General features: G+C 64.4%; 16 protein-coding genes and 1 pseudogene. 9 read left to right on the top strand and 8 right to left on the bottom strand.

Features of this window, described 5'->3' with window-relative positions:
- The first annotated feature begins 454 nt into the window (after positions 1-454).
- Together B2W55_RS33135 and B2W55_RS33130 are read left to right on the top strand one after the other, a co-directional pair.
- Complete coding sequence (locus B2W55_RS33135) at positions 455-2,083, top strand: fatty-acid--CoA ligase (protein ID WP_024580636.1); 1,629 nt, start codon at positions 455-457, stop codon at positions 2,081-2,083.
- A 378-nt stretch (positions 2,084-2,461) separates the two neighbouring features.
- On the top strand, positions 2,462-3,319 hold the full coding sequence (locus B2W55_RS33130; protein ID WP_024580635.1) for a DUF1499 domain-containing protein: 858 nt from the start codon (positions 2,462-2,464) through the stop codon (positions 3,317-3,319).
- A gap of 140 nt (positions 3,320-3,459) precedes the next feature.
- Here the strand turns inward: B2W55_RS33130 and B2W55_RS33125 are convergent, their stop codons facing one another.
- The 4 genes from B2W55_RS33125 to B2W55_RS33110 form a co-directional block, all read right to left on the bottom strand.
- Positions 3,460-4,377, bottom strand: coding sequence for an MBL fold metallo-hydrolase (locus tag B2W55_RS33125; protein ID WP_024580634.1), 918 nt, complete (start codon positions 4,375-4,377; stop codon positions 3,460-3,462).
- 128 nt (positions 4,378-4,505) lie between these two features.
- Positions 4,506-5,720 (bottom strand): acyl-CoA dehydrogenase, encoded by a 1,215-nt coding sequence (locus B2W55_RS33120; RefSeq protein WP_024580633.1) that lies wholly within the window; start codon positions 5,718-5,720, stop codon positions 4,506-4,508.
- A 128-nt stretch (positions 5,721-5,848) separates the two neighbouring features.
- Positions 5,849-6,925, bottom strand: a complete 1,077-nt coding sequence (gene ribB, locus B2W55_RS33115) for a 3,4-dihydroxy-2-butanone-4-phosphate synthase (RefSeq protein ID WP_024580632.1) — start codon at positions 6,923-6,925, stop codon at positions 5,849-5,851.
- Between the two features lie 251 nt (positions 6,926-7,176).
- Positions 7,177-8,910 (bottom strand): cation:proton antiporter, encoded by a 1,734-nt coding sequence (locus B2W55_RS33110; RefSeq protein WP_024580631.1) that lies wholly within the window; start codon positions 8,908-8,910, stop codon positions 7,177-7,179.
- Between the two features lie 60 nt (positions 8,911-8,970).
- On the opposite strand from B2W55_RS33110, the gene B2W55_RS33105 reads away from it, so the two are divergent.
- Together B2W55_RS33105 and B2W55_RS33100 are read left to right on the top strand one after the other, a co-directional pair.
- Positions 8,971-9,513 carry a DUF3124 domain-containing protein gene (locus B2W55_RS33105; RefSeq protein WP_035635584.1) on the top strand — a complete coding sequence of 181 codons (543 nt, stop codon included), beginning with the start codon at positions 8,971-8,973 and terminating at the stop codon, positions 9,511-9,513.
- 83 nt (positions 9,514-9,596) lie between these two features.
- A complete protein-coding gene (locus tag B2W55_RS33100) occupies positions 9,597-10,835 on the top strand; it encodes a PLP-dependent aminotransferase family protein (protein ID WP_024580629.1) in 1,239 nt (412 codons plus the stop codon).
- Between the two features lie 109 nt (positions 10,836-10,944).
- On the opposite strand, the gene B2W55_RS33095 is transcribed toward B2W55_RS33100, so the two are convergent.
- Positions 10,945-12,225, bottom strand: a complete 1,281-nt coding sequence (locus B2W55_RS33095; protein ID WP_024580628.1) for an amidohydrolase family protein — start codon at positions 12,223-12,225, stop codon at positions 10,945-10,947.
- A 222-nt stretch (positions 12,226-12,447) separates the two neighbouring features.
- On the opposite strand from B2W55_RS33095, the gene B2W55_RS33090 reads away from it, so the two are divergent.
- Complete coding sequence (locus B2W55_RS33090) at positions 12,448-12,666, top strand: hypothetical protein (RefSeq protein WP_024580627.1); 219 nt, start codon at positions 12,448-12,450, stop codon at positions 12,664-12,666.
- A gap of 140 nt (positions 12,667-12,806) precedes the next feature.
- Here B2W55_RS33090 and B2W55_RS33085 read toward each other — a convergent pair.
- The 3 genes and pseudogenes from B2W55_RS33085 to B2W55_RS33075 all read right to left on the bottom strand — a co-directional run bounded on the left by B2W55_RS33085 (position 12,807) and on the right by B2W55_RS33075 (position 18,066).
- Positions 12,807-13,624 (bottom strand): annotated as a pseudogene (locus tag B2W55_RS33085) (aldo/keto reductase).
- Between the two features lie 386 nt (positions 13,625-14,010).
- The gene (locus B2W55_RS33080; protein WP_244442190.1) at positions 14,011-14,424 is read right to left on the bottom strand and encodes a hypothetical protein; all 414 of its coding nucleotides are present in this window, start codon (positions 14,422-14,424) and stop codon (positions 14,011-14,013) included.
- A gap of 168 nt (positions 14,425-14,592) precedes the next feature.
- Positions 14,593-18,066, bottom strand: a complete 3,474-nt coding sequence (locus tag B2W55_RS33075; RefSeq protein WP_024580625.1) for an indolepyruvate ferredoxin oxidoreductase family protein — start codon at positions 18,064-18,066, stop codon at positions 14,593-14,595.
- Between the two features lie 214 nt (positions 18,067-18,280).
- On the opposite strand from B2W55_RS33075, the gene B2W55_RS33070 reads away from it, so the two are divergent.
- The 4 genes from B2W55_RS33070 (at position 18,281) to B2W55_RS33055 (ending at position 21,081) form a co-directional block, all read left to right on the top strand.
- Positions 18,281-19,231 carry a hypothetical protein gene (locus B2W55_RS33070; protein ID WP_024580624.1) on the top strand — a complete coding sequence of 317 codons (951 nt, stop codon included), beginning with the start codon at positions 18,281-18,283 and terminating at the stop codon, positions 19,229-19,231.
- A 46-nt stretch (positions 19,232-19,277) separates the two neighbouring features.
- Positions 19,278-19,832: a carboxymuconolactone decarboxylase family protein gene (locus B2W55_RS33065; RefSeq protein ID WP_024580623.1), complete on the top strand. Its 555-nt coding sequence runs from the start codon at positions 19,278-19,280 to the stop codon at positions 19,830-19,832.
- 1 nt (position 19,833) lies between these two features.
- Positions 19,834-20,634 (top strand): SDR family NAD(P)-dependent oxidoreductase, encoded by an 801-nt coding sequence (locus B2W55_RS33060; protein WP_024580622.1) that lies wholly within the window; start codon positions 19,834-19,836, stop codon positions 20,632-20,634.
- A gap of 228 nt (positions 20,635-20,862) precedes the next feature.
- Positions 20,863-21,081 carry a hypothetical protein gene (locus B2W55_RS33055; RefSeq protein ID WP_024580621.1) on the top strand — a complete coding sequence of 73 codons (219 nt, stop codon included), beginning with the start codon at positions 20,863-20,865 and terminating at the stop codon, positions 21,079-21,081.
- Positions 21,082-21,116 lie beyond the last annotated feature (35 nt).

Raw genomic sequence — 21,116 nt, 5'->3', positions numbered from 1 at the left:
TGGCTTGGCGGCTTCAGCCGGTCCACCAGTCTCGTGCGGCTTTGCAGCCTCGGCAGGCGCGGCTTGAGGATGTGTCGCGGCCGCGGCCGGCGGCTCCGGCTCGGCCGCCACAGGCGCGTCAGTTGCCGCGGGTGCCTCCGCCGGGCGTGGCCTTGGCAGGGGCACACTGACGCGGCGGGCCGCCTTGTGCGCCCTTTGCGGCCGGGTACCGAACAGATCGTCCCAGGGAAAGCCCGGAGAACCGCGGGCGGCCTCCGCAGAACCCGCTTGCATGCCAAGGCAAAACAGCGCCGCGGCAGCGGTAACCATTGCCGCGCTCCCGCGACGAAACGCGCCAGCAGGCCATTTTCGGCTTGCTTTCTCCGCGCTACAGTTCATGTCAATTCCATGATTTTACTGCCGGCCGTCCAAGATGCCGGTGGATCATGCGCGAGGATTGAGGAGGGAATTGCGTATGCTTGGCTTGATGCAAGATTGGCCCCTGCTGTGCCACAAGATTATTGAGCACGCCGCCAAATATCACGGCACGCAGGAAGTGGTGACGCGGTCGGTCGAAGGCCCGATCCATCGCACCACCTACGCCGAAATCCATGCCCGTGCACTGAAGGTCTCGCAGAGCCTGGAACGCGACGGCATCAAGCTCGGTGATCGGGTCGCCACCATCGCCTGGAACACCTGGCGCCACCTCGAGGTCTGGTACGGCATCATGGGGATCGGCGCGATCTGCCATACGGTCAATCCGCGACTGTTCCCGGAACAGATCGCCTGGATCGTCAATCACGCCCAGGATCGCATTGTCATCACCGACCTCACCTTCGTTCCGGTGCTGGAGAAGATCGCGAGCCAGTTGCCGAGCGTCGAGCGCTTCGTGGTGCTGACCGACAAGGCGCATATGCCGCAGACCACGTTGAAGAACGCGGTCGCCTATGAGGACTGGATCGCAGCCTCCGACGGCAAGTTCGAATGGAAGACCTTCGACGAGAACACCGCGGCTGCGATGTGCTACACGTCCGGCACGACGGGCGATCCCAAGGGTGTGCTGTATTCGCATCGGTCCAACGTGTTGCACGCGTTGATGGCCAACTCGAAGGACGCCCTCGGCACCTCCGCCTCGGACACAATGCTTCCGGTGGTGCCCTTGTTCCATGCCAACAGCTGGGGCATCGCTTTCTCCGCCCCCTCGATGGGCACCAAGCTCGTGATGCCCGGCCCCAAGCTCGACGGCGCTTCGGTCTACGAGCTGCTGTCGACCGAGAAGGTCACCCACACCGCGGGTGTGCCGACGGTGTGGCTGATGCTGCTGCAATACATGGCCGCCAACAACGTCAAGCTGCCGGATTTGCAGATGGTGGTGTGCGGCGGTTCGGCGATGCCGCGCTCGATGATCAAGGCGTTCCTCGACATGGGCACCCAGGTGCGCCACGCTTGGGGCATGACCGAGATGAGCCCGCTCGGTACGCTCGCCACGCTGAAGCCGCCGTTCTCGGAACGCACCGGCGAGGAGCGGCTCGACATCTTGCAGACCCAGGGCTATCCGCCGTTCGGCGTCGAGATGAAGATCACCGACGATGCCGGCAAGGAGCTGCCGTGGGACGGCAAGACCTTCGGCCGCCTCAAGGTCTCGGGGCCGGCGATCGCCAAGGCCTACTTCCGGGTCGATGCCAACATTCTCGATGATGCCGGCTTCTTCGACACCGGCGACGTCTCGACGATGGACGAGCACGGCTACATGCGGATCACCGACCGCTCCAAGGACGTCATCAAGTCCGGCGGCGAATGGATCTCCTCGATCGATCTCGAGAACCTCGCGGTCGGCCATCCCGCGGTCGCGGAAGCGGCCGTGATCGGCGTCCATCATCCCAAATGGGATGAGCGGCCGCTGCTGATCGTGCAGCTCAAGCAGGGCGAGAGCGCCACCCGCGAGGACATCCTGAAGTACATGGACGGCAAGATCGCCAAATGGTGGATGCCCGACGACGTCGCCTTCGTCGACGGCATTCCGCACACCGCGACCGGCAAGATACTAAAGACGGCGCTGCGCGACCAGTTCAAGGACTACACCTTCCCCACTGCCGCGGCGTAGGACGGTCTTATCCTCCCCTGCGGGCGTCCGCGGGGGAGGCACGCTGCCAAAACATCGAAAACAACCCCATGCAAAGCAGCCAGTGGCCAGCGTTCGCCCGGGTTACTTGACACGTCGGGCAACTCAGGAATATTCTTCCAATATTCCGAAATTTCGCAAACGCACGCTCGCCCAGAGGGCATATGGCATGCGTGCTTTTGTCATCGACGTTTTCACGTCGTCGTGGCCGATAGCCTAATGCGATCGCCCTGCCCTCCAGGGGAGGGCGAATGGCAGCGCCCCAAATCCCTTGAATTCGCCGCAGGTCCGTGGTCTCACACCATCAGTGGCGGCGGCCGAGGTCGCCCGGGGACATCTCAACCGGCAGATTTTTCGACGATGGCACGCAGGTTTTCCGCTCCCTACCAGCAGGAGCCCGTGTCCGGCCTCGCCACCTGGTCGCGCAACCTCGCCATCTTCTCCGTCGTCGCGGTGGTGGTCTCGATCCTGATCGTCCGGTTCGGGTTCCTGGAGGTCAAGCCGGCGCTGGCGACGTTCTTCGGCGCGCTGGGCCTCGCCGGCCTCTCGATCCTGCTCGGCCTCGCCGCCTTCGCGGCGATCTGGCAGAACGGCACCCGCGGCATGGGCCGGATCCTGCTCGCGCTGCTGATCGATGCTGCGGTCCTCGCCTACCCGGCCTACCTGACCTACCAGTACAACAAGCTGCCGCGGCTCTACGACGTCACGACCGACCCGATCGACCCGCCGAAATTCGAGGCGCTGGCGCGGTTGCGCACCGGCGAAGGCACCAATCCCGCCGCCTACGCCGGCCTCGCTTCGGCCGAGCGGCAGCGCATCGCCTATCCGGATATCGAGACCGTCGAGCTCGAGGTCCCCGCTGACCGGGCTTATGAGATGACGCTGCGGCTGGTGAACCGGCGCAAATGGCTGGTCATCGACGCGCGCGCGCCGCAGCCGCCGCGCAACATCGGCCGCATCGAGGCGGTGGCACGCACGCCGATCATGGGCTTTCGTGAAGACGTGTCGATCCGGGTCACGCCTGACGACGAGGATTCGCGCGTCGATATCCGCTCGGCCTCGCGCTATTTCGACACCGATCTCGGCAGCAACACCGCGCGGGTCAGGAAGCTGATCGAGGACCTCAACACCGCCGCCGACAACGACAATGCCAAGCCGGCGAAGAAGGCAACCCCCGCCGCGCCCAAGGCACCGCCGGCGAAGACGGTGAAGAAGTGATCTCCCCTTTCGTCATTCCCCGGTGCGCAATTGCGCACCTGAGGGCTCGCGCAGCGAGAGCCCGGAATCCATTGAGCCGCACAGCTCGTGACCCGATGGATTCCGGGCTCGTGCTTCGCACGCCCCGGAATGACGGCCGATCACGCCATCCGGTACATGCCGCCGATCACCGGATCGCCATCAGTCGCGACGACGCCTCGCGCAACCAGATCCTCCAGATGCGCCAGCACGGAGTAACCGGCGGCATTGGCGAGCCGCGGATCGAGCCCGATATAGATCGCCCGCACCATGGTCGGGATATCGGCCTCGCCCTTGCCGAGCCGATGCAGGATTGAGGCCTCGCGTGCCCGGCGATGCCGCGCCAGGAAGCGCACGAAGCGTGGGCCTTCCGGAATCTCCGGGCCGTGGCCCGAGAAATAGAGCTGCTCCGGGCGCTGCTCCAGCCGCTCCAGCGAGGCCATGTAGTCGATCATCGAGCCGTCGGGCGGCGCCACGATCGAGGTCGACCAGCCCATCACATGGTCGCCGACGAAATTGATGCTGCGCTCGGTCCACGCGAACGCCAGATGATTGGCGGTGTGGCCAGGGGTGGCGACCGCCTCCAGCGCAAAGCCCGCGCCCTCGATGACGTCGCCGTGCTTGACCTCGATGTCGGGCCGGAAATCGCGGTCGGCGCCGGATTCCGGATTGTGCTTCTCGCTCTCGAAGCGCGGGCGCGAGGCGCGATGCGGGCCTTCGGCATAGACCGGCGCGCCGGTCGCGGCCTTGATCCGCGGCGTGTTCGGCGAATGGTCGCGATGGGTATGGGTGACCAGGATGTGTGTCACGGTCTCGCCCTTGACCGCATCGAGCAGCGCTTTCGCGTGCGCCTCGTCATCGGGACCGGGATCGATGATCGCGACCTTGCCCTCGCCCACGATGTAGCTGACCGTGCCGCTGAAGGTGAACGGGCTTGGATTGTTGCAGAGGACGCGGCGCACGCCGGGCCGGACCTGCTCGACCACGCCAGGCTTCAGCGGGAAATCGCGGTTGAACGGGATGTCGTCGTTGTCGGCCATGGGACCGCCCCTATTGGCTCTCGTAGGATGGGTAGAGCGAAGCGAAACCCATCACGCAACCGCGCGCTGGGCGGCAAGATGGGTTTCGCTGCGCTCTACCCATCCTACGCTGTCGGTGCGGCGTGTCCTTACGAGAACGCCTGGATGCCGGTAATGGCGCGGCCGAGGATCAGCGCGTGGACGTCGTGCGTGCCCTCATAGGTGTTCACCGTCTCGAGGTTCGCGGCATGACGCATCACGTGATACTCGATCTGGATGCCGTTGCCGCCGTGCATGTCGCGCGCCATGCGGGCGATGTCGAGCGACTTGCCGCAATTGTTGCGCTTGACGATCGAGATCATTTCGGGCGCCATCTTGCCCTCGTCCATCAGGCGGCCGACGCGCAAGCTCGCCTGGAGCCCGAGCGCGATCTCGGTCTCCATGTCGGCGAGCTTCTTCTGCACCAGCTGGGTGGCGGCGAGCGGCCGGTTGAACTGCTTGCGATCGAGCGTGTACTGGCGCGCGCGATGCATGCAGTCCTCGGCGGCGCCGAGCGCCCCCCAGGAGATGCCGTAGCGGGCGCGGTTGAGGCAGCCGAACGGACCTTTGAGGCCGGATACGTTGGGCAGCAGCGCGCTTTCCGGCACCACCACATTGTCGAGCACGATCTCGCCGGTGATCGAGGCGCGCAGCGAGAGCTTGCCGCCGACCTTCGGCGCCGACAGGCCTTTCATGCCCTTCTCGAGGATGAAGCCGCGGATCTGGTTGTCGTGCGCAGCCGACTTCGCCCACACCACGAACACGTCGGCGATCGGCGCATTCGAGATCCACATCTTGGCGCCGTTCAGCCTGTAGCCGTCGGCCACCTTCTCGGCGCGGGTCTTCATGCCGCCGGGATCGGAACCGGCATCCGGCTCGGTCAGGCCGAAGCAGCCGACCCATTCTCCGGTCGCGAGCTTGGGGAGATATTTCTTGCGCTGGTTCTCGTCGCCATAGGCGTAGATCGGGTACATCACCAGCGACGACTGCACCGAGTTCATCGAACGATAGCCGCTATCGACGCGCTCGATCTCGCGTGCGACGAGGCCATAGGCCACGTAGCTCGCATTGGCACAGCCATATTCCTCGGGCAGCGTCACGCCGATCAGGCCGAGCTCGCCCATCTCGTTGAAGATCTCGCGATCGGTCTTCTCTTCCAGATAGGCCTTGGTGACCCGCGGCAACAGCTTGTCCTGCGCATAGGCCCGCGCAGTGTCGCGGATCAGGCGCTCGTCTTCGGTGAGCTGGTCGTCGAGCAGGAACGGATCATCCCATTGGAAGCTGGCGGCAGCCGGCTTGTCCTTGGCCTGGGGGCGCACGCTCATGAAACATCCTTTCGCATCGTCACTCGGAATTTGGCGGATAAATTAAAGCGCTATGCTGCGAAGCGCAATTGAATTGGGCGGGTACCATGGCCCGGGGTGATGCGCGCATCACCCCGGAATGGCCCGCATCAGATGTCGAACTTTTCGTTCGACACGATCTCGATGCCGAAACCGGACAGGCCCTTGTAGTCATGCACCGACGAGGTCAGGTGCCGGATCGAGGTGATGCCGAGGTCGCGCAGGATCTGCGCGCCGACGCCGACTTCGCGCCATTGCTTGTTGCGATCGGCCTCCGCGGTCTTCTGCTCGCCGACCGGCTGGACCGGAACACCGGCGGCACCATCGCGCAGATATACCAGCACGCCACGGCCGGCATCCTTGAAGTGCCGCAACACGGCTTCCATCCGCGCCGGTCCGGTGAACAGGTCCTTCACGATATTGGGCTTGTGCAGCCGGGTCAGCACGTCCCGGCCGTCGCCGATGCCGTTATAGACGAAGGCGGCATGCATGATCTCGTCGAATGGCGAGCGATAGGCATATCCCTGCAACGGGCCGATCGGGCTTTCGGTGGTGAAGGTCGCAACCCGCTCGATCAACTTCTCGCGCGCCTGGCGATAGGCGATCATGTCCGCGATCGTGACATGCTTGAGCTTGTGGGCGGCGGCGAATTTCGCGACCTGCTCGCCCTTCATCACGGTTCCATCGTCGTTCATCAGCTCGCTGATGACGCCGACCGGCGGCAGGCCCGAGAGCCGGCAGAGATCGACCGCGGCCTCGGTGTGGCCGGAGCGCAAGAGCACGCCGCCATCGCGCGCGATCAACGGGAAGATGTGGCCAGGCCGCGCAAAATCGTTGGCGCCGGCATTGGGATTGGCGAGCGCGCGGCAGCAGGAGGCGCGTTCCTCGGCCGAGATGCCGGTACCGCCATCGGGCTTGTAGTCGATCGAAACGGTGAAGGCCGTGGTGTGGTTGGATTCGTTGTGCGCCACCATCGGGTCGAGCCGCAGCCTGCGGGCATCCTCGGTGGTGATCGGCGCGCAGACGATGCCGGAGGTGTGGCGGATGATGAAGGCCATCTTCTCCGCCGTGCAGAACGACGCCGCGACGATCAAATCGCCCTCGCCTTCCCGATCGTCATCGTCGGTGACGACGACGAGTTCACCCTTCGCAAAGGCTTGCAGCACTTCCTGGATCGTATCGGCCATTGTCCTGACATCTCGTTATGTGCAGGCAGTGGATTAGCCGGGTTCCGATGTCAGCGCCAGTATCATTATGCAACCCGCCATGCGTTCGGCAGGCATGCCAGGACGCTTCACCTCTCCCAAAGGGAGAGGTCGGATTGCATCGCCAGATGCAATCCGGGTGAGGGGCTGCTCTCCCTCGTGGGACCTAGGACCCCTCACCCGCGCCTTCAGCGCGACCTCTCCCCGTTGGGGAGAGGCAAGGGAAAGCTCGCCTACGGCAACACCTCGCGCCGGTCGCTGAGCTGGGCGTCCATCTCGGCGCGCTTGTCGTCGAGCAGGCCGGCATCGGCGGCCTCGATCACGGCATAGAGCTCACCGGCGTCGCTGAGCCGGGTCACCGTCACGTAATTGGCGCCGGCGGCGTAGAGGTCGTCGACACCGGACAACAGGTCCGCGGTGGCGACGATCTGCGCGGTCGGATTGAGGGCCCGGACGTGGCGCACCAGCTTCTCGTTGTCGGCACCGACCAACAGGAAATCCGGCACGCTCAGGATGATGATCTCGGCCTTGCCGATGCCGGCATGCACCAGCGTGTCGACATTGCTGATGTCGCCATAGATCACATGCATGCCGCGGTCGGACAGAGTGCGGAACACCAGCGGATTGAAGTCGACGACGCTGATCTGCTCGAGCAGCGACTGGTTCTGCCGCTCGATCTGGCTGACCAGGGCGCTCGCGGCGCGGAAGAAGCCGAGGATCACGATGCGCCTGATCTCACCATGCCCGCCCTCCTGCACCGCCTCGCCGCGGCCCTCGCCCTCCTGGTCGAGGTCGCGCAGCCCGATCCGCTTCAAGGGACCGATCAGGCCGCGCACGATCTGGTCGCTGCGGCCCATCGCGAAGGTCGAGAGCACCGCCAGCACCACGAAGGCGAACGAGACCGCATTCGCTGTTTCGGTGGCGATGTGATTGGCAGCGACGCCGGTCTGGATCACCACCAGCGAGAACTCGGAAATCTGCGCCAGGTTGATCGCCGGCAGCAGGCTGGCGCGCAGCCCCTGCTTCATCAGATAGAGCGGCGTGAATGTCGTGACCAGGCGGCTCACCACCGTGAAGGCTGCGATCACCAGCGCAAGCCAGATCACGGAGAGGCCCGGAATCGGGATCGTCATGCCGAGCGCGACGAAGAACAGCGTGATGAAGAAATCCCGCAGCGTCGTCACCTTGGCCGTGACGTCGAGCGCGTAGGGGAAGGTCGAGATCGAGACGCCGGCGACCAGCGAGCCCATCTCGCGCGACAGATGCAGCCGCTCGGCGATCTCGCCGATCAGGAAGCACCAGGCGAGCGCACCGAGCAGCACGAGCTCGGGCCGCCGTGCGATCTGGTGGAACAAGCGCGGCAGCACATAGCGGCTCAGCACCAATGCGGTGGCGACCAGCACGGCGACACGGGCGATCGACATCAGCACGACGCCGATCTGGAGATTGTCGAGGCTCGGCTGCACCGCCAGGAACAGGATCGCGAAGATGTCCTGCAACACCAGCACGCCGAGCGTGATCCGGCCCGGCAGCGTGTCGAGCTCGCGCTTCTCGTAGAGCACCTTGACGATGATCACGGTGGAGGACAGCGCGCAGGCGACGCAGAGATAGACCGCGTCGAACTTGCCGCCGCCGATCGCGAGCCCGATTCCGGCAAAGAACGCGATGCCGATCAGGCAGCCGCCGAGCAGCTCGCCGGCACCGGCAAACAGGATGACCTTGCCGGCACGGACGATCTTCTTGAGGTCGATTTCCAGCCCGATCATGAACAGCATGAAGATCAGGCCGAGCTCGGAGATGACGCTGATCGACTCCTGGGACTTGACCCAGCCCATGCCGAATGGACCAATGAAAAAGCCGGCGATAAGGTAGGCCAGTATCAGCGGTTGCCGGGAGAAATGGGCCAGCAGCCCGAGCCCCCAGGCAAACAGGATACAGAGCGTGATATCGCGAATTAGTTCATGCATGCGTCTAAAGACTTCCTGTTGCCGCAACCTAGAGGGCCGGGCGTGAGGATCAACCGAGCAATGTGTCACATCCGCGCAGGCGGCATTTTTCTGGCAGTGTTGGCCTGCCTGCTCACCGTGCGCATGTCCGAGGCGCTAGCACAATCCTCGGCAAGTATTGAGCAAAATTTTGCAAACTCGCTGACCGCGGTACCATCGGACGGCCTCACGGCCTCGGGTGCATTCTACGTGCCGGTCTATTCCAGCGTGTCGATGAGCCAGGGCAAGCTCAGGGCCGATTTCTCGGTGACGCTCAGCGTCCACAACACCTCGGAAACCAAGCCGCTGGTGCTGAAGCGGATCGCCTATTTCGACACATCAGGCAAGATGGTGGAGAGCTACCTCAAATCGCCGATCGCGCTAAAACCGTTTGCAACCGTCGAAGTCGCGATCGCCACCGCCGATACCCGCGGCGGCACCGGCGCGAATTTCGTGGTCGATTGGGTGGCCACAGGCGAGATCGCGGAACCGGCGGTCGAGGCCCTGATGGTCGGCAGCCTCGGCGCCGGGCACTATGCCTTTATCAGCCAGGGCCGGCCGATCCGCCTCGTCGGCAAGAACTGAGCGAGAACTGAATTGAACTGACTTCACGGAGGGTCCTTTCCCGCGGGCCTTCTCAACGAGAACAAATACGGAGCGAAACGTCCATGTCCACCTCAGCCCAGTTCGACTTTGCACCGCTGCTGCCCGCCGGCCTGCCTGCGCCGGCCGCGCGCTGGACCGGGCTCGCCAAATACTCCTTCGTCGGCGGCAACAATGATCCCGAGCAGGTGCCGGTCGATGGCCTTTTGGAGGCGATCAATGCCGTGCTGAAGCGCGAGGGCAAGAACCTTGCGACCTACAATCTCGCGCACGGGCCGCAGGGCTATCTGCCGTTGCGCCAGTTCCTGACCGAGAAGCTGAAGCGCGACGCCGGGATCGCCTGCACGCCGGAAGAGATCATGATCGTCTCCGGCTCGCTGCAAGCGCTCGACCTGGTCAATCATACGCTGCTCGCCAAGGGCGACACCGTGCTGATCGAGCAGGAAACCTATCAGGGCTCGCTGAACCGGTTGACACGGCTTGGCGTCAATGCGGTCGGCATACCGCTCGATGGCGAGGGCATCAGGATCGATGCGCTGGCAGCGGCGCTCGCCGATCACAAGCGGCGCGGCATCACGCCGAAATACATCTACACCATCCCGACGGTGCAGAACCCGACCGGCTCGATCCTCCCGGAGGGCCGCCGCGCCGAGATGCTGAAATTGTCCAGGGAATACGGCGTGCCGGTCTTCGAGGACGATTGCTATGCCGATCTGATCTGGAACGGCGAACGGCCCCCCGCGATCTACGCCATGAGCAAGCATGGCGGCGTGATCCATATCGGCTCGTTCTCGAAATCGATCGCGCCCGCGCTGCGGGTCGGCTTCATCGTTGCGCCCTGGGAGATCATGTCGCGGATGCTGCCGCTGAAGACCGACGCCGGCTCCGGCGCGCTGGAGCAGATGGTGCTGGCGGAATACTGCGCGCCGCATTTCGCGACCCACGTGCCGCGGCTGACCAGGGGCCTGCGCGCCAAGCTCGACACGCTGATGGAGGCGCTGAACGAGCAGTTCGGTACGTCAGCCGAGTTCGAGGCGCCGAAGGGCGGCATTTTCCTCTGGGTCAAGCTGCCGGACAATGTCGACACGTTGAAGCTCTATCAGGCCGCGCTCGCCGCCGGCGTCTCGATCAATCCGGGACCGGAATGGTCGACCAGCAAGGCGCATTCCGGCAGCCGGCTCCGGCTCTGCTTCGCGAGCCCCTCGCACCAGCAGATCCGCGAGGGCGTCGCCGTGCTGGCGGAGGTGTGCCGCAAGGAGTTCGGCGTGCCCGCGCGCAGCAGCAATGTGGAGAAGCGGGGCTAGCCGATCGCTCTCGGATAGGCGGATTGCTTCGCTACGATCGCAATGACGGATGCCTCCACGTCATTGCGAGGAGCGCAGCGACGAAGCAATCCATATTTCCACTCGCCTCTCAGCGCACCGAAAACGGCGCCTGATAGGGCCGGCCGAACGGCACGCCGTTGACCACGGTCTGCACCGGCTTCAGTTGCAGATTGCCGTCGCGCTTGTTGTTACGGGTGTCGACGAAGGAGACCGGGCCTTCGACGAGGTCCATGATCGCGACGTCGCCGGGCGCGCCGCGCTGCAACGTGCCGATCTTCGGGGTGCGGTTGATGATCCGCGCCGGCACCGACGTCGTCATCGCGACGACCTGATCCAGCGACGAGCCCATCGCCAGGAACTTGCTCATCACGTTCGGCAGGAACGGGATGCCGGGCGAATTGCCCGAGAAGACGTGGATGTCGGAGGAGATCGTGTCGGGCGTGCAGCCGGCGGGGATCGCGATCTCCGCCACCGTGAAATCGAAGCTGCCGCCGCCATGGCCGACATCGAACAGCACGCCGCGCTGCTTGGCCGCGAGCGCGGCCGGCAGCAGCTTGCCGTCCTGCACGATGTTGGTGAAGGCACCGGACATGTTCGGTGCGCCGGAATAGGCGTGGGTCAGGATATCGCCGGGTCGCAGCAGATTGAGGATGTCGGACATCAGCTCCCTGGTCTCGACGCCGCCGATATGCACCATCATCCGCGCCGGCCAGCCACACATCTCGCAGGCCTGGATGCCGCGCTTCAGCGGCTCGATGCCGTGCTTGAAGATGACGTTCTCCGACATCCGCACCTTGACGCCGATCAGGAAGTCCGGGTTCTCGGCCAGCGCCATCGCGCAGGCTTCGACCTGGGCGTTGTCGATGTTGTAGAGCTCGGCCACCGGGAATGCCGACAGGCCGTTATTGGCGATGTGGACGAAAGCATAGATCCGCGTCCGCGACTGCGCGACGATGAAGCGGCGCAGCGCCGCGAGATTGTTGACCCCTGCATCGCCTGCCGAGACCACCGTCGTGGTGCCCTGGAATTGCACCAGCTCGTCGGCGGGAATGCCGATCGCCGACCCGTAGGGGTAGACGTGACAGTGCAGATCGACGAGGCCCGGCATCACGAGCTTGCCCGACGCGTCGATGGTCTTGCTGGCACGCGCGGCCGGAATGTCGTCCTCGATCGCCTCGATCAGGCCCCAGCGCATGCCGATGTCGCGCTTGCCGCGTAGCGACTGGCTGGGATCGATCACGTCGCCGCCCTTGATCACGAGATCGAACTTGTCGTTCGGCCCCATCGCGGCGGCCGCCGGCCCGGCGAGTGAAATGGCTGCGGCCGATCCGGTCGCCTTCAAAAAATCACGGCGTGAAAATTCGCTCACGACAACGTTCCCCCGAATATTGTTTTTATGGCGCGATGATGCGTCGGACGCCGGCGTTAGGCAAGGCCGCCGCAGGGCGAGCATCGCGCGCACTCATCGGTTGCGGCCGCCTCACGGCAAACGCTGCGATCGCTGAACAAACGTTCAGAAAAATCGCCTGGTTCCCGGAGGAACGTTTCGACCCTTGCACGGTTCTTCCCCCGCTTCATTGAGGAGGATGCGATGAAAAAGATTGGTTTTGTTGTTGCTGCGATCGCTGCACTGGCCGTGGCCATTCCATCGATGGCAAGCGCCGAGACCATCGTGATCAAGCGCGGCGGCCATCATCACTGGAATCATGGCTGGGGTACGCGCGCCGAGATGCGCCATGACCGCGGTTGGCATCGCGGCTGGCACCACGACCATGACCGCACCGTGATCATCAGGCGGCACCGCTACTGACGACACCGCGACCAAAGACCGACACACACCAAAGACCGACACACCAAAGATCTGCACACCAAAGACCTGCACAACGGAAAATGGCTCCTCGCGGAGCCATTTTCTTCTTGTTCGATGTCCTTATCGGATGGTCGACGGGATCAATCCCAGTCCGGTGCAAACCCGGATTGACACAGCGCATGTCCTTGCGCAACGCGGCGATCGCCTTGCGGTCGTCGTCGTCGAGCTTGACCTTCAGCGCGTCGAGATTGGCTTTTTGGCTTTCGGCGCGCGAGGCTTTCGGGATCGCCACGACGCCGTCCTGATCGAGCAGCCATTTCAAGGCCACCTGCGCCGCGGTCGCGCCATGCTTGCTACCGATCTTCGCCAGCGTCTCGTCGGTGGCGAAGCGGCCCTGGGCCAGCGGACAATAGGCCACCAGCGGGATCGATCTCGCGGCGAGATATTTGCGCACCGCCGTCTGGTCCAGCATCGCGTGATATTCGATCTGGTTGCAGGCGATCGGCGCCCGGATGTCTTCGACCACGGTCTTGAGCAGCGCGGTGGTGAAATTGGCGACGCCGATCGCGCGGGTGCGGCCGGCTTGCTTCAGCTGCATCAGCGTCTCGAACACGGCGGGAAGCTTCATGCTCTTCGACGGCCAGTGCACCAGGTAGAGATCGACGTGATCGAGCCGCAGCTTGTTCAGGCTGGCGTCGAACGCTCTGCGGATCGCATCGGGCGCTAGATTCTCGTGCCAGACCTTGGTGGTGACATGCAGGTCCTTCCGCGCGACGTTGGCAGCCGCGATCGCCGCTCCGATCGCCTCCTCATTGCCATACATCTCGGCGGTGTCGATATGCCGGTAACCGAGCTCGAGCGCGCTCTCGACCGCAGCGCGGCAGGAATCGCCCTGCATGCGGAAGGTGCCGAGCCCGAGCTGCGGCAGGCTGATGCCCTGTGTTTGCAGATTGTCCATGGATAGCTCCTGACGCGTGGCACGCCGATGTCATCGACGACGTCACGCCAGCAAATCGGCTGAAAGGAAAGAATTGGCAGGACTGCCACGCGCAGTCTGCCCGCAAACCGGCCCCCAGGGCAAGGCGGCGGCCATCAAGATGTCGCGAAGCAGCTGGATATGCTGCGCCATGATCTGACCGGCCGCGCATCCGGCCGCGGCCCGATGTCGACCGACCAGAGGTCGTGGTTGCCGACGTCCTTCAGCATCACCTTCATCACGGCTGTCTTGCCGTCGATGTCGGCGCGGCCGAACTCTGAGGAGCGTGGAACGGGCGTCTCGAAGGATCGACGGCCCGGTCTGTGGCCGATCCATCCTTCAAGAGGCCAGAGACGTCTGCGGCTCCCTCACCGCTGCCAGTTGCAGATGCCGCCGGTGCGGCACGGCCAGGTCTGGATTCGTATATCGCGGGCTTCCGCGTCGAGCGGATTGGAGTGCCGCCGGGCAAGCTTGGCGCGGGCCGGAACGTGCGCAACCGCGCGTTTCCGCTCGCGCGGCGCGGTCACCCTGGTGGTGCGCACCGCCTTCTGCGGCTCCTCGACCTTCGGTTCCGCGGCCGCGTGCTGGTCCGGGGCGCCGTCGGTCTTCGCCTCGACCGGGACCGGCTCGAACTGCGCCGGCGGGCCAAGCCGCTTCGGCGACAGCACCACTTGCGAAAGATCGAGGCTGAAGAACTCGTTTGGGCGGTAGTCGTCGGCCAGCGCCACGCCACCCAAAGCCAGGCACGCGGTGCAAACGGTTGCAACGAAAACGCTTTTCAGGACCGTCAAAAGGGCCTCCTGAAATCACTCGAACAGAACAGCCATCATGTAGGAACCCGGCCACACGAATCCAGCCGCCGTCCGCGAGCAGGGTTACCGGTCAACCAAGGCGGCCGCGGAAAGTTCCGCGGCCGAGCCCCGTTCCGATGCAATCGGAACCGCTCTTCCCTATTCGGCCGCCTGCGCCAACGGCTGGCCGATCGCGCGCTCCAGCCGCGCGCATTCGGTGCGATAGCGGGCGACGTTGCCTTCCTTGATGTGGCCATAGCCGCGCACGAGGTCCGCAGCCTTCGCCAGCGCCACCAGGCGCGGCAAATCGAACGGCTTGTTGCCGTCGAGATGACGCAGGATCATCGCCGAATACTCCACCGGCAATGCGCGCTCCATCTTGCGTTCGGCGGTGTAGCCGAAGATGTCGAACCCGGTGCCGCGCAGGCCCTTCAGCCGCGCCAGCAGCCCGAATGCCTTGAAGATCCACGGCCCGAATTCGCGCTTCTGCAAGCGCCCGGTGACCGGATCGCGCTGTGCCAATAGCGGCGGCGCCAGCAGCACCTTCAGGGCGGAATTGCCCTCGAACTGCTCGCGCAACGCCTTGCTGAATTCGCCGTCGGAATAGAGCCGCGCGACCTCGTATTCGTCCTTGTAGGCCATCAGCTTGAACAGGCCTTTTGCAAAAGCCTCGGTCAGATCCTGCGAGCCCGGCGCCGCCGCGGTCTCGGCGGTGCGGACGCGCGCGACGTCGTCGAGATAGCGCTTGGCGTAGGCCGCGTCCTGATAGTCGGTGAGGAATTTGGCGCGGAACGCGATCGCCTCGTCGAGCGTCTTCTTCGCAGGTGCTGTGCCTGCATTCTTGAAGCGCGCGGCGCTGATCACGCGTTGCAGGTCGTGCGCGGCGAGCCGGCCCCACGAGAACGCGGTCTTGTTCATCTCGATGGCGGCGCCGTTGAGCTCGATCGCCTTCAGGATCGCCTCGAGCGAGAGCGGGATCGCGCCGCGCTGGAACGCGAAGCCGAGCATGAAGGCGTTGGTGGCGATGCTGTCGCCCATCAGCGCGGTCGCAAGCCCCGTGGCATCGAGGATGTCGAGATCGTCAGGCCGCACCGCGCCGTTCAGCGCATCGCGCATCGAGCTGGCCTCGAAATCGATATCCGGATCGATCACGAAGCTCGCGGTCGGCAGCAGGTCGGCGTTGACGACGGCGCGGGTGACGCCGCGCTCGGCACGGCTCAGCGCCGGCACGCTGGTGGCGACGACGAGGTCGCAGCCGAGGATCAGATTGGCATTGCCGGGCGCGATGCGGACCGTGGTCAGCATGTCGGAGGCGGGCGCCAGCCGGACATGGCTCATGACCGCGCCGTTCTTCTGCGACAGGCCGGTGAAGTCGAGCGTCGAGCAGGCCAGCCCCTCGACATGCGCGGCCATGCCGAGCAGCGCGCCGATGGTGATGACGCCGGTGCCGCCGATGCCGGTGATCAGGATGTTGTAGGGCGCACTCAACGCGCTCGCGGCTGGCGTCGGCAAATCGGCGAACAGCGCCTTGGGATCGGCGGCGGTGCGGTCGGCCTTGCGCAGCCTGGGATCCTGCACCATCACGAAGCTCGGGCAAAAGCCCTCGATGCAGGAGAAATCCTTGTTGCAGTTCGACTGATCGATGCGGCGCTTGCGGCCGAGCTCGGTCTCCAGCGGCTGCACCGAGACGCAGTTCGACGCCACCGAGCAGTCGCCGCAGCCTTCGCAGACCCGCTCGTTGATGAAGACGCGCTTGGCCGGATCGGGAAACAGCCCGCGCTTGCGGCGACGGCGCTTCTCGGCGGCGCAGGTCTGGTCGTAGATCAGGACGGTGAGGCCCTCGATCTCGCGCAAGGTGCGCTGCACGGCGTCGAGCTCGCGGCGATGGTGGATGGTGGCGCCGGACGGGAAATAATTGGCGGGATATTTGTCCGGATCGTCGGACACGATCGCAAGCTTCTTGGTGCCCTCCGCCCAGACCTGATGCGCGATCTGCGCCACGGTGAAGCCGCCTTCGGCGGGCTGGCCGCCGGTCATCGCCACGGCATCGTTGTAGAGGATCTTGTAGGTGATGTTGACGCCGGCAGCGGCCGCCGCGCGCAGCGCCAGCAAACCGGAATGAGTGTAAGTGCCGTCGCCGAGATTCTGGAACACGTGCTGTTCGCTGGTGAACGGCGCCTGCCCGATCCAGCTGACGCCCTCCGCGCCCATGTGCGAGATGGTCTGGGTGTTGCGGTTCGGCACCGACAGCGCCATGCCGTGACAGCCGATGCCGGCCATGGCGCGGCTGCCCTCGGGAATCTTGGTCGACGAATTGTGCGGACAGCCCGAGCAGAAATACGGCGTGCGCGCTAGCTTCGCGGCGCCGACGCCCTCGGCCGGGCGATCGAACGCCTCGAGCTTGGCGAGCCGCTGCTCCAGCAGCGGACTGCGATGGCCGAGCTTGCGCAGCCGCGCCACCACGGCAGCTGCGACCATGGTCGGCGTCAGCTCGCCCTCGCTCGGCAACAGCGGCGCGCCGCTCTCGTCGCGCTTGCCAACCACCGAGGGACGCCTGGAGGCGTCCATGTTGTAGAGGATGCGGATCAGTTGATCCTCGATGAAGCCGCGCTTCTCCTCGACCACCAGCACATCCTGCAAGCCTTCGGCGAAGGCGCGTGCGCCGCGCGCTTCGAGCGGCCAGGTCAGCGCCACCTTGTAGATGCGCAGGCCCAGCGCCTGTGCATCGGCATCGGTGATGCCGAGATCGGCGAGCGCCTGGCGCAGATCGAGATAGGCCTTGCCGGTCGCCATGATGCCGAGCCGTGCCGGTTTGGAATCCAGCACGATGCGGTCGAACCGGTTGGCGCGGGCGAACGCCGCGACCGCTTCCATCTTCGGCCCATGCAGCCGCCGTTCGGCCTCGAGCGGCGGATCCGGCCAGCGGATCGAGAGGCCGCCCGGCGGCATCTCGAAATCGTCCGGCATGATGATCCTGATGCGATCGGGATCGCTGACGATCGAGGCCGAGCTCTCGACTGTCTCGGAGATCGCCTTGAAGCCGACCCAGCAGCCGGAATAGCGCGACAGCGCAAAGCCGAGGATGCCGAGGTCAAGATAATCCTGCAACGTCGCCGGATTGACCACCGGCATCAGCGCCGAGGCGAACACCTGCTCGCTCTGGTGCGCAAGCGTCGAGGACTGGCAGCCATGGTCGTCGCCGGCGAGCGCAATCACGCCGCCATTCGGCGAGGTGCCGGCGGAATTGGCGTGCTTGAGCGCATCGAGCGAACGGTCGACGCCAGGCCCCTTGCCGTACCAGATGCCGAACACGCCATCGACCTTGGCGCCGGGAAACATGCCGACCTGCTGGCTGCCCCACACCGCGGTCGCCGCCAGATCCTCATTGAGGCCGGGAACGAAGGCGATGTCGTGCTCTTTGAGGAACGATTTCGCCCGCCACAGCGCGTGGTCGTACATGCCGAGCGGCGAGCCGCGGTAACCGGAGATGAAACCCGCGGTATTGAGCCCGTTGGCGCGATCGCGTTCGCGCTGCAACATCGGCAGTCGGACCAGCGCCTGGGTACCGGAAAGAAAGATTCGCTTCGTGTCCAACCGGTATTTGTCGTCCAGTCCAACGTCCATCAGCGTCATCAGTTTCCCCGTCGGTCAATCACGCCGGTCCGAACCGGTCTCATTGTCTGTCCATGATCATGCATCAGCATGCACTGCTTTTGTTATGCATGAACAGCCCTGTTCCATGGCCGGAGCACATATCTCGATGTTGCGTCTGCGAGACCTTGATTGCTCTGCGAGGCTTGCCGAACCCCGGCATCTTTGAAACGGTGCGCCCAGAGGGAGACCAAGGATGATCAGAGTCGAATCCGCGTTCACGACGGAAATCGTGGAGAAAGACAACCTGCTGGTGGGTCCCTGGCGCAGCCCGAAGCAGATGCTGCAAGCCCAGACCTACGACTCTCACGCGTCGATCCACGACGACGCAACCGCGCAGAAGCTCGGCTTCCGCGGCGGTACCATCGAGGGGCCGACCCATTTCAGCCAGTTCGCGCCGCTTTGCGAGCGGATCTGGGGCCGTGCCTGGTTCATGACCGGATGCCTGTCCGCACACTACCGCAACCCGGTGTTCGAAGGCGAGGAGGTGCAGGCCCAGATCGAGAAGCCGAAGCCGGGCCAGACCGTTTGCGCGATCGGCATGATCAAGCGCGACGGCACCGAGATCCTGCGCGGCACCGCCTCGATCGACGGCGACGGCACCGAGACAGCGCTGAGCCATCGGCTCGGCGAATTGAAGCCGCTGACCGATCCCGTGATCCTGGCCGACATCAAGGTCGGCATGAAGACGCCGCGCCAGGCGATCAAGATGGATTTCGACCAGAACATGGGCGATCTCTATCCGTTCTCGCTGGCCGACAAGCTCAAGGTGATCACCGAGCCGTCGGACTACTATTCGCTGGAGCATAATCCCTGGGGCCGCGCCATCATCCCGATGGAGATGCTGAGCGTGCTGTTCCAGTACCGCGCGCGCGAGGACCGGCTGCCGGTCCGCGGCCCCGCCGTCGGGCTGTTCGCCGACCAGGAGATCCGGCTGCTGCGCGGGCCGCTGTTGCCGGGCGAGACCTATTGGGTCGAGCGCGAGGTGGTGGCGCTCTCCGGCAGCAAGCGCACCGAAAGCATGTGGGTGCGCTCGACCGTGTTCGATGCCGACAACACCGTGGTCGCGACCATGCTGCTGAACGGCGCCAGCATGAAGGACTCCTACGCCAACTACGAAAGCGAACACAAAGCGCTCTACGGCTGACCCGACAGCCCCATTTCCGCAAGCCGCCGAACCAAGGACAACAACAATGGCCCGCCTGCCCTATCTCGAAGCCGATCAGGTCGCCCCCGAATATCGCGACATGCTCAAGCGCAACACCAATCTGCACAAGCTCCTGGTGAATTCGCCGGACATGGCGCGCGCCTTCAACGGCATCGGCGGCTACATCCGCTTCAAGAGCAAGCTCGATCCGCGATTGCGCGAGCTTGCGATCCTTCAGGTCGGCTGGCTGGAGAAGTCCGAGTACGAATTCACCCATCATGTGAAGATCGGCAAGGAGTTCGGCGTCACTGACGAGGACATCAAAGGCCTGATCGCGGAGACCGAGGGTAAGCCGTCCAGGCTCGAGCCGCTGGCGAAGGCGATCCTCAGGGGCGCCCGCGAGATGGTGCGCGAGCTCGCGATGTCGGATGCGACGTTCGCCGAGATCAAGCGAGAACTGTCCGACGAGCACATGACCGATCTGGTGCTGACCATCGCGTTCTACTGCGCCGTGGTGCGTGTGCTCGCCACCATGCAGATCGACAACGAACCCACCTACAAAGAGGTACTGCAACAGTACCCGATCCCGGGAGTGAAGTGAGATGCGCCTGAAAGATCGCGTCGCCATCGTCGTCGGCGCCGGCCAGAGCCCCGGCGAGGGCATCGGCAACGGCCGTGCCACCGCGCTGACATTCGCCCGCGAAGGCGCCAGGGTGCTGTGCGTCGATCACAATCTGGCATCGGCGCAGGAGACCGTCGACCTGATCGCGGCCAAGGGCGGCACGTCGGTCGCCTTCAAGGCCGACGTCACCAAAAATGCCGACATCAAGGCGATGGTCGCGGATGCGCATGGCCGCTGGGGCAGCGTCGACATCCTGCACAACAACGTCGGCGTCAGCCTCTCCGGCGGCGACGCCGAGCTGCTCGACATATCAGAGGAGGCGTTCGACCGCTGTGTGGCGATCAATCTGAAGAGCTGCATCCTCGCCGCCAAGCATGTGATCCCGATCATGCGCAAGCAACAGGGCGGCTCCATCATCAACATCTCGTCGATAGCCGCGATCACGACCTACCCTTACGTCGCCTACAAGGCAACCAAGTCGGCGATGATCGCCTTCACCGAGCAGCTCGCCTACCAGAATGCGCAATACGGCATTCGCGCCAATGTGATCCTGCCGGGATTGATGAACACGCCGATGGCGGTCGATACGCGGGCGCGGGAGTTCAAGAAGAGCCGCGCCGAGGTCGAGGCCGAACGCGACAGCAAGGTGCCGCTGCGCCACAAGATGGGCACCGGCTGGGATGTCGCCAATGCCGCGCTGTTCCTCGCCTCCGATGAAGCCAACTTCGTGACCGGTGTCACGTTGCCGGTCGATGGCGGCGCAAGCGTGCGGCGCGGTTAACCCGCCGCTTCGATCGAGATGATTAACCTATGTGACCGCGTGCGATTAATCTCTGTGACGAAATCACGTGGCATTGCATCGCAATGATTCGAAAAAATTGAATTATTCCAATGACACGGCGATGTGACGAGGCGTCCACATAAATCGAAATCCTGACTCGTTGTGGTCGCACGAAATTCATCTGCACTCTGTATCTGGCACGCAGAAATTCCTGGAGTGCCTAGACCAATGAGCGAAGAACTCGAACTCAGACCAGATCAGTGGGATGCGTTGAAAGCGTTGCGGGCGCCCGCAGCAAACCCCTCGCGGCTGAACCGCTTTGCCGTCGAAAGCCTGATCACGCTCGGCTATGTCGCGGTGCGAGGCGACTCGTTTGAACTCACACCCGCGGGCCGCAAGGTGCTGGTCCGCGGTTCGTCACAATTGCTGCTCGATATCGCAGCCTGATTCCTTCAAACTGACACGAGACTGACAGAAGGGAA

Origin of the sequence: Bradyrhizobium sp. UBA2491, from assembly GCF_002341725.1 — a bacterium.
Taxonomy (GTDB): domain Bacteria; phylum Pseudomonadota; class Alphaproteobacteria; order Rhizobiales; family Xanthobacteraceae; genus Bradyrhizobium.
The sequence above is the reverse complement of the archived record's forward strand: the minus strand, read 5'-3'. Positions and strand labels throughout refer to the sequence as shown.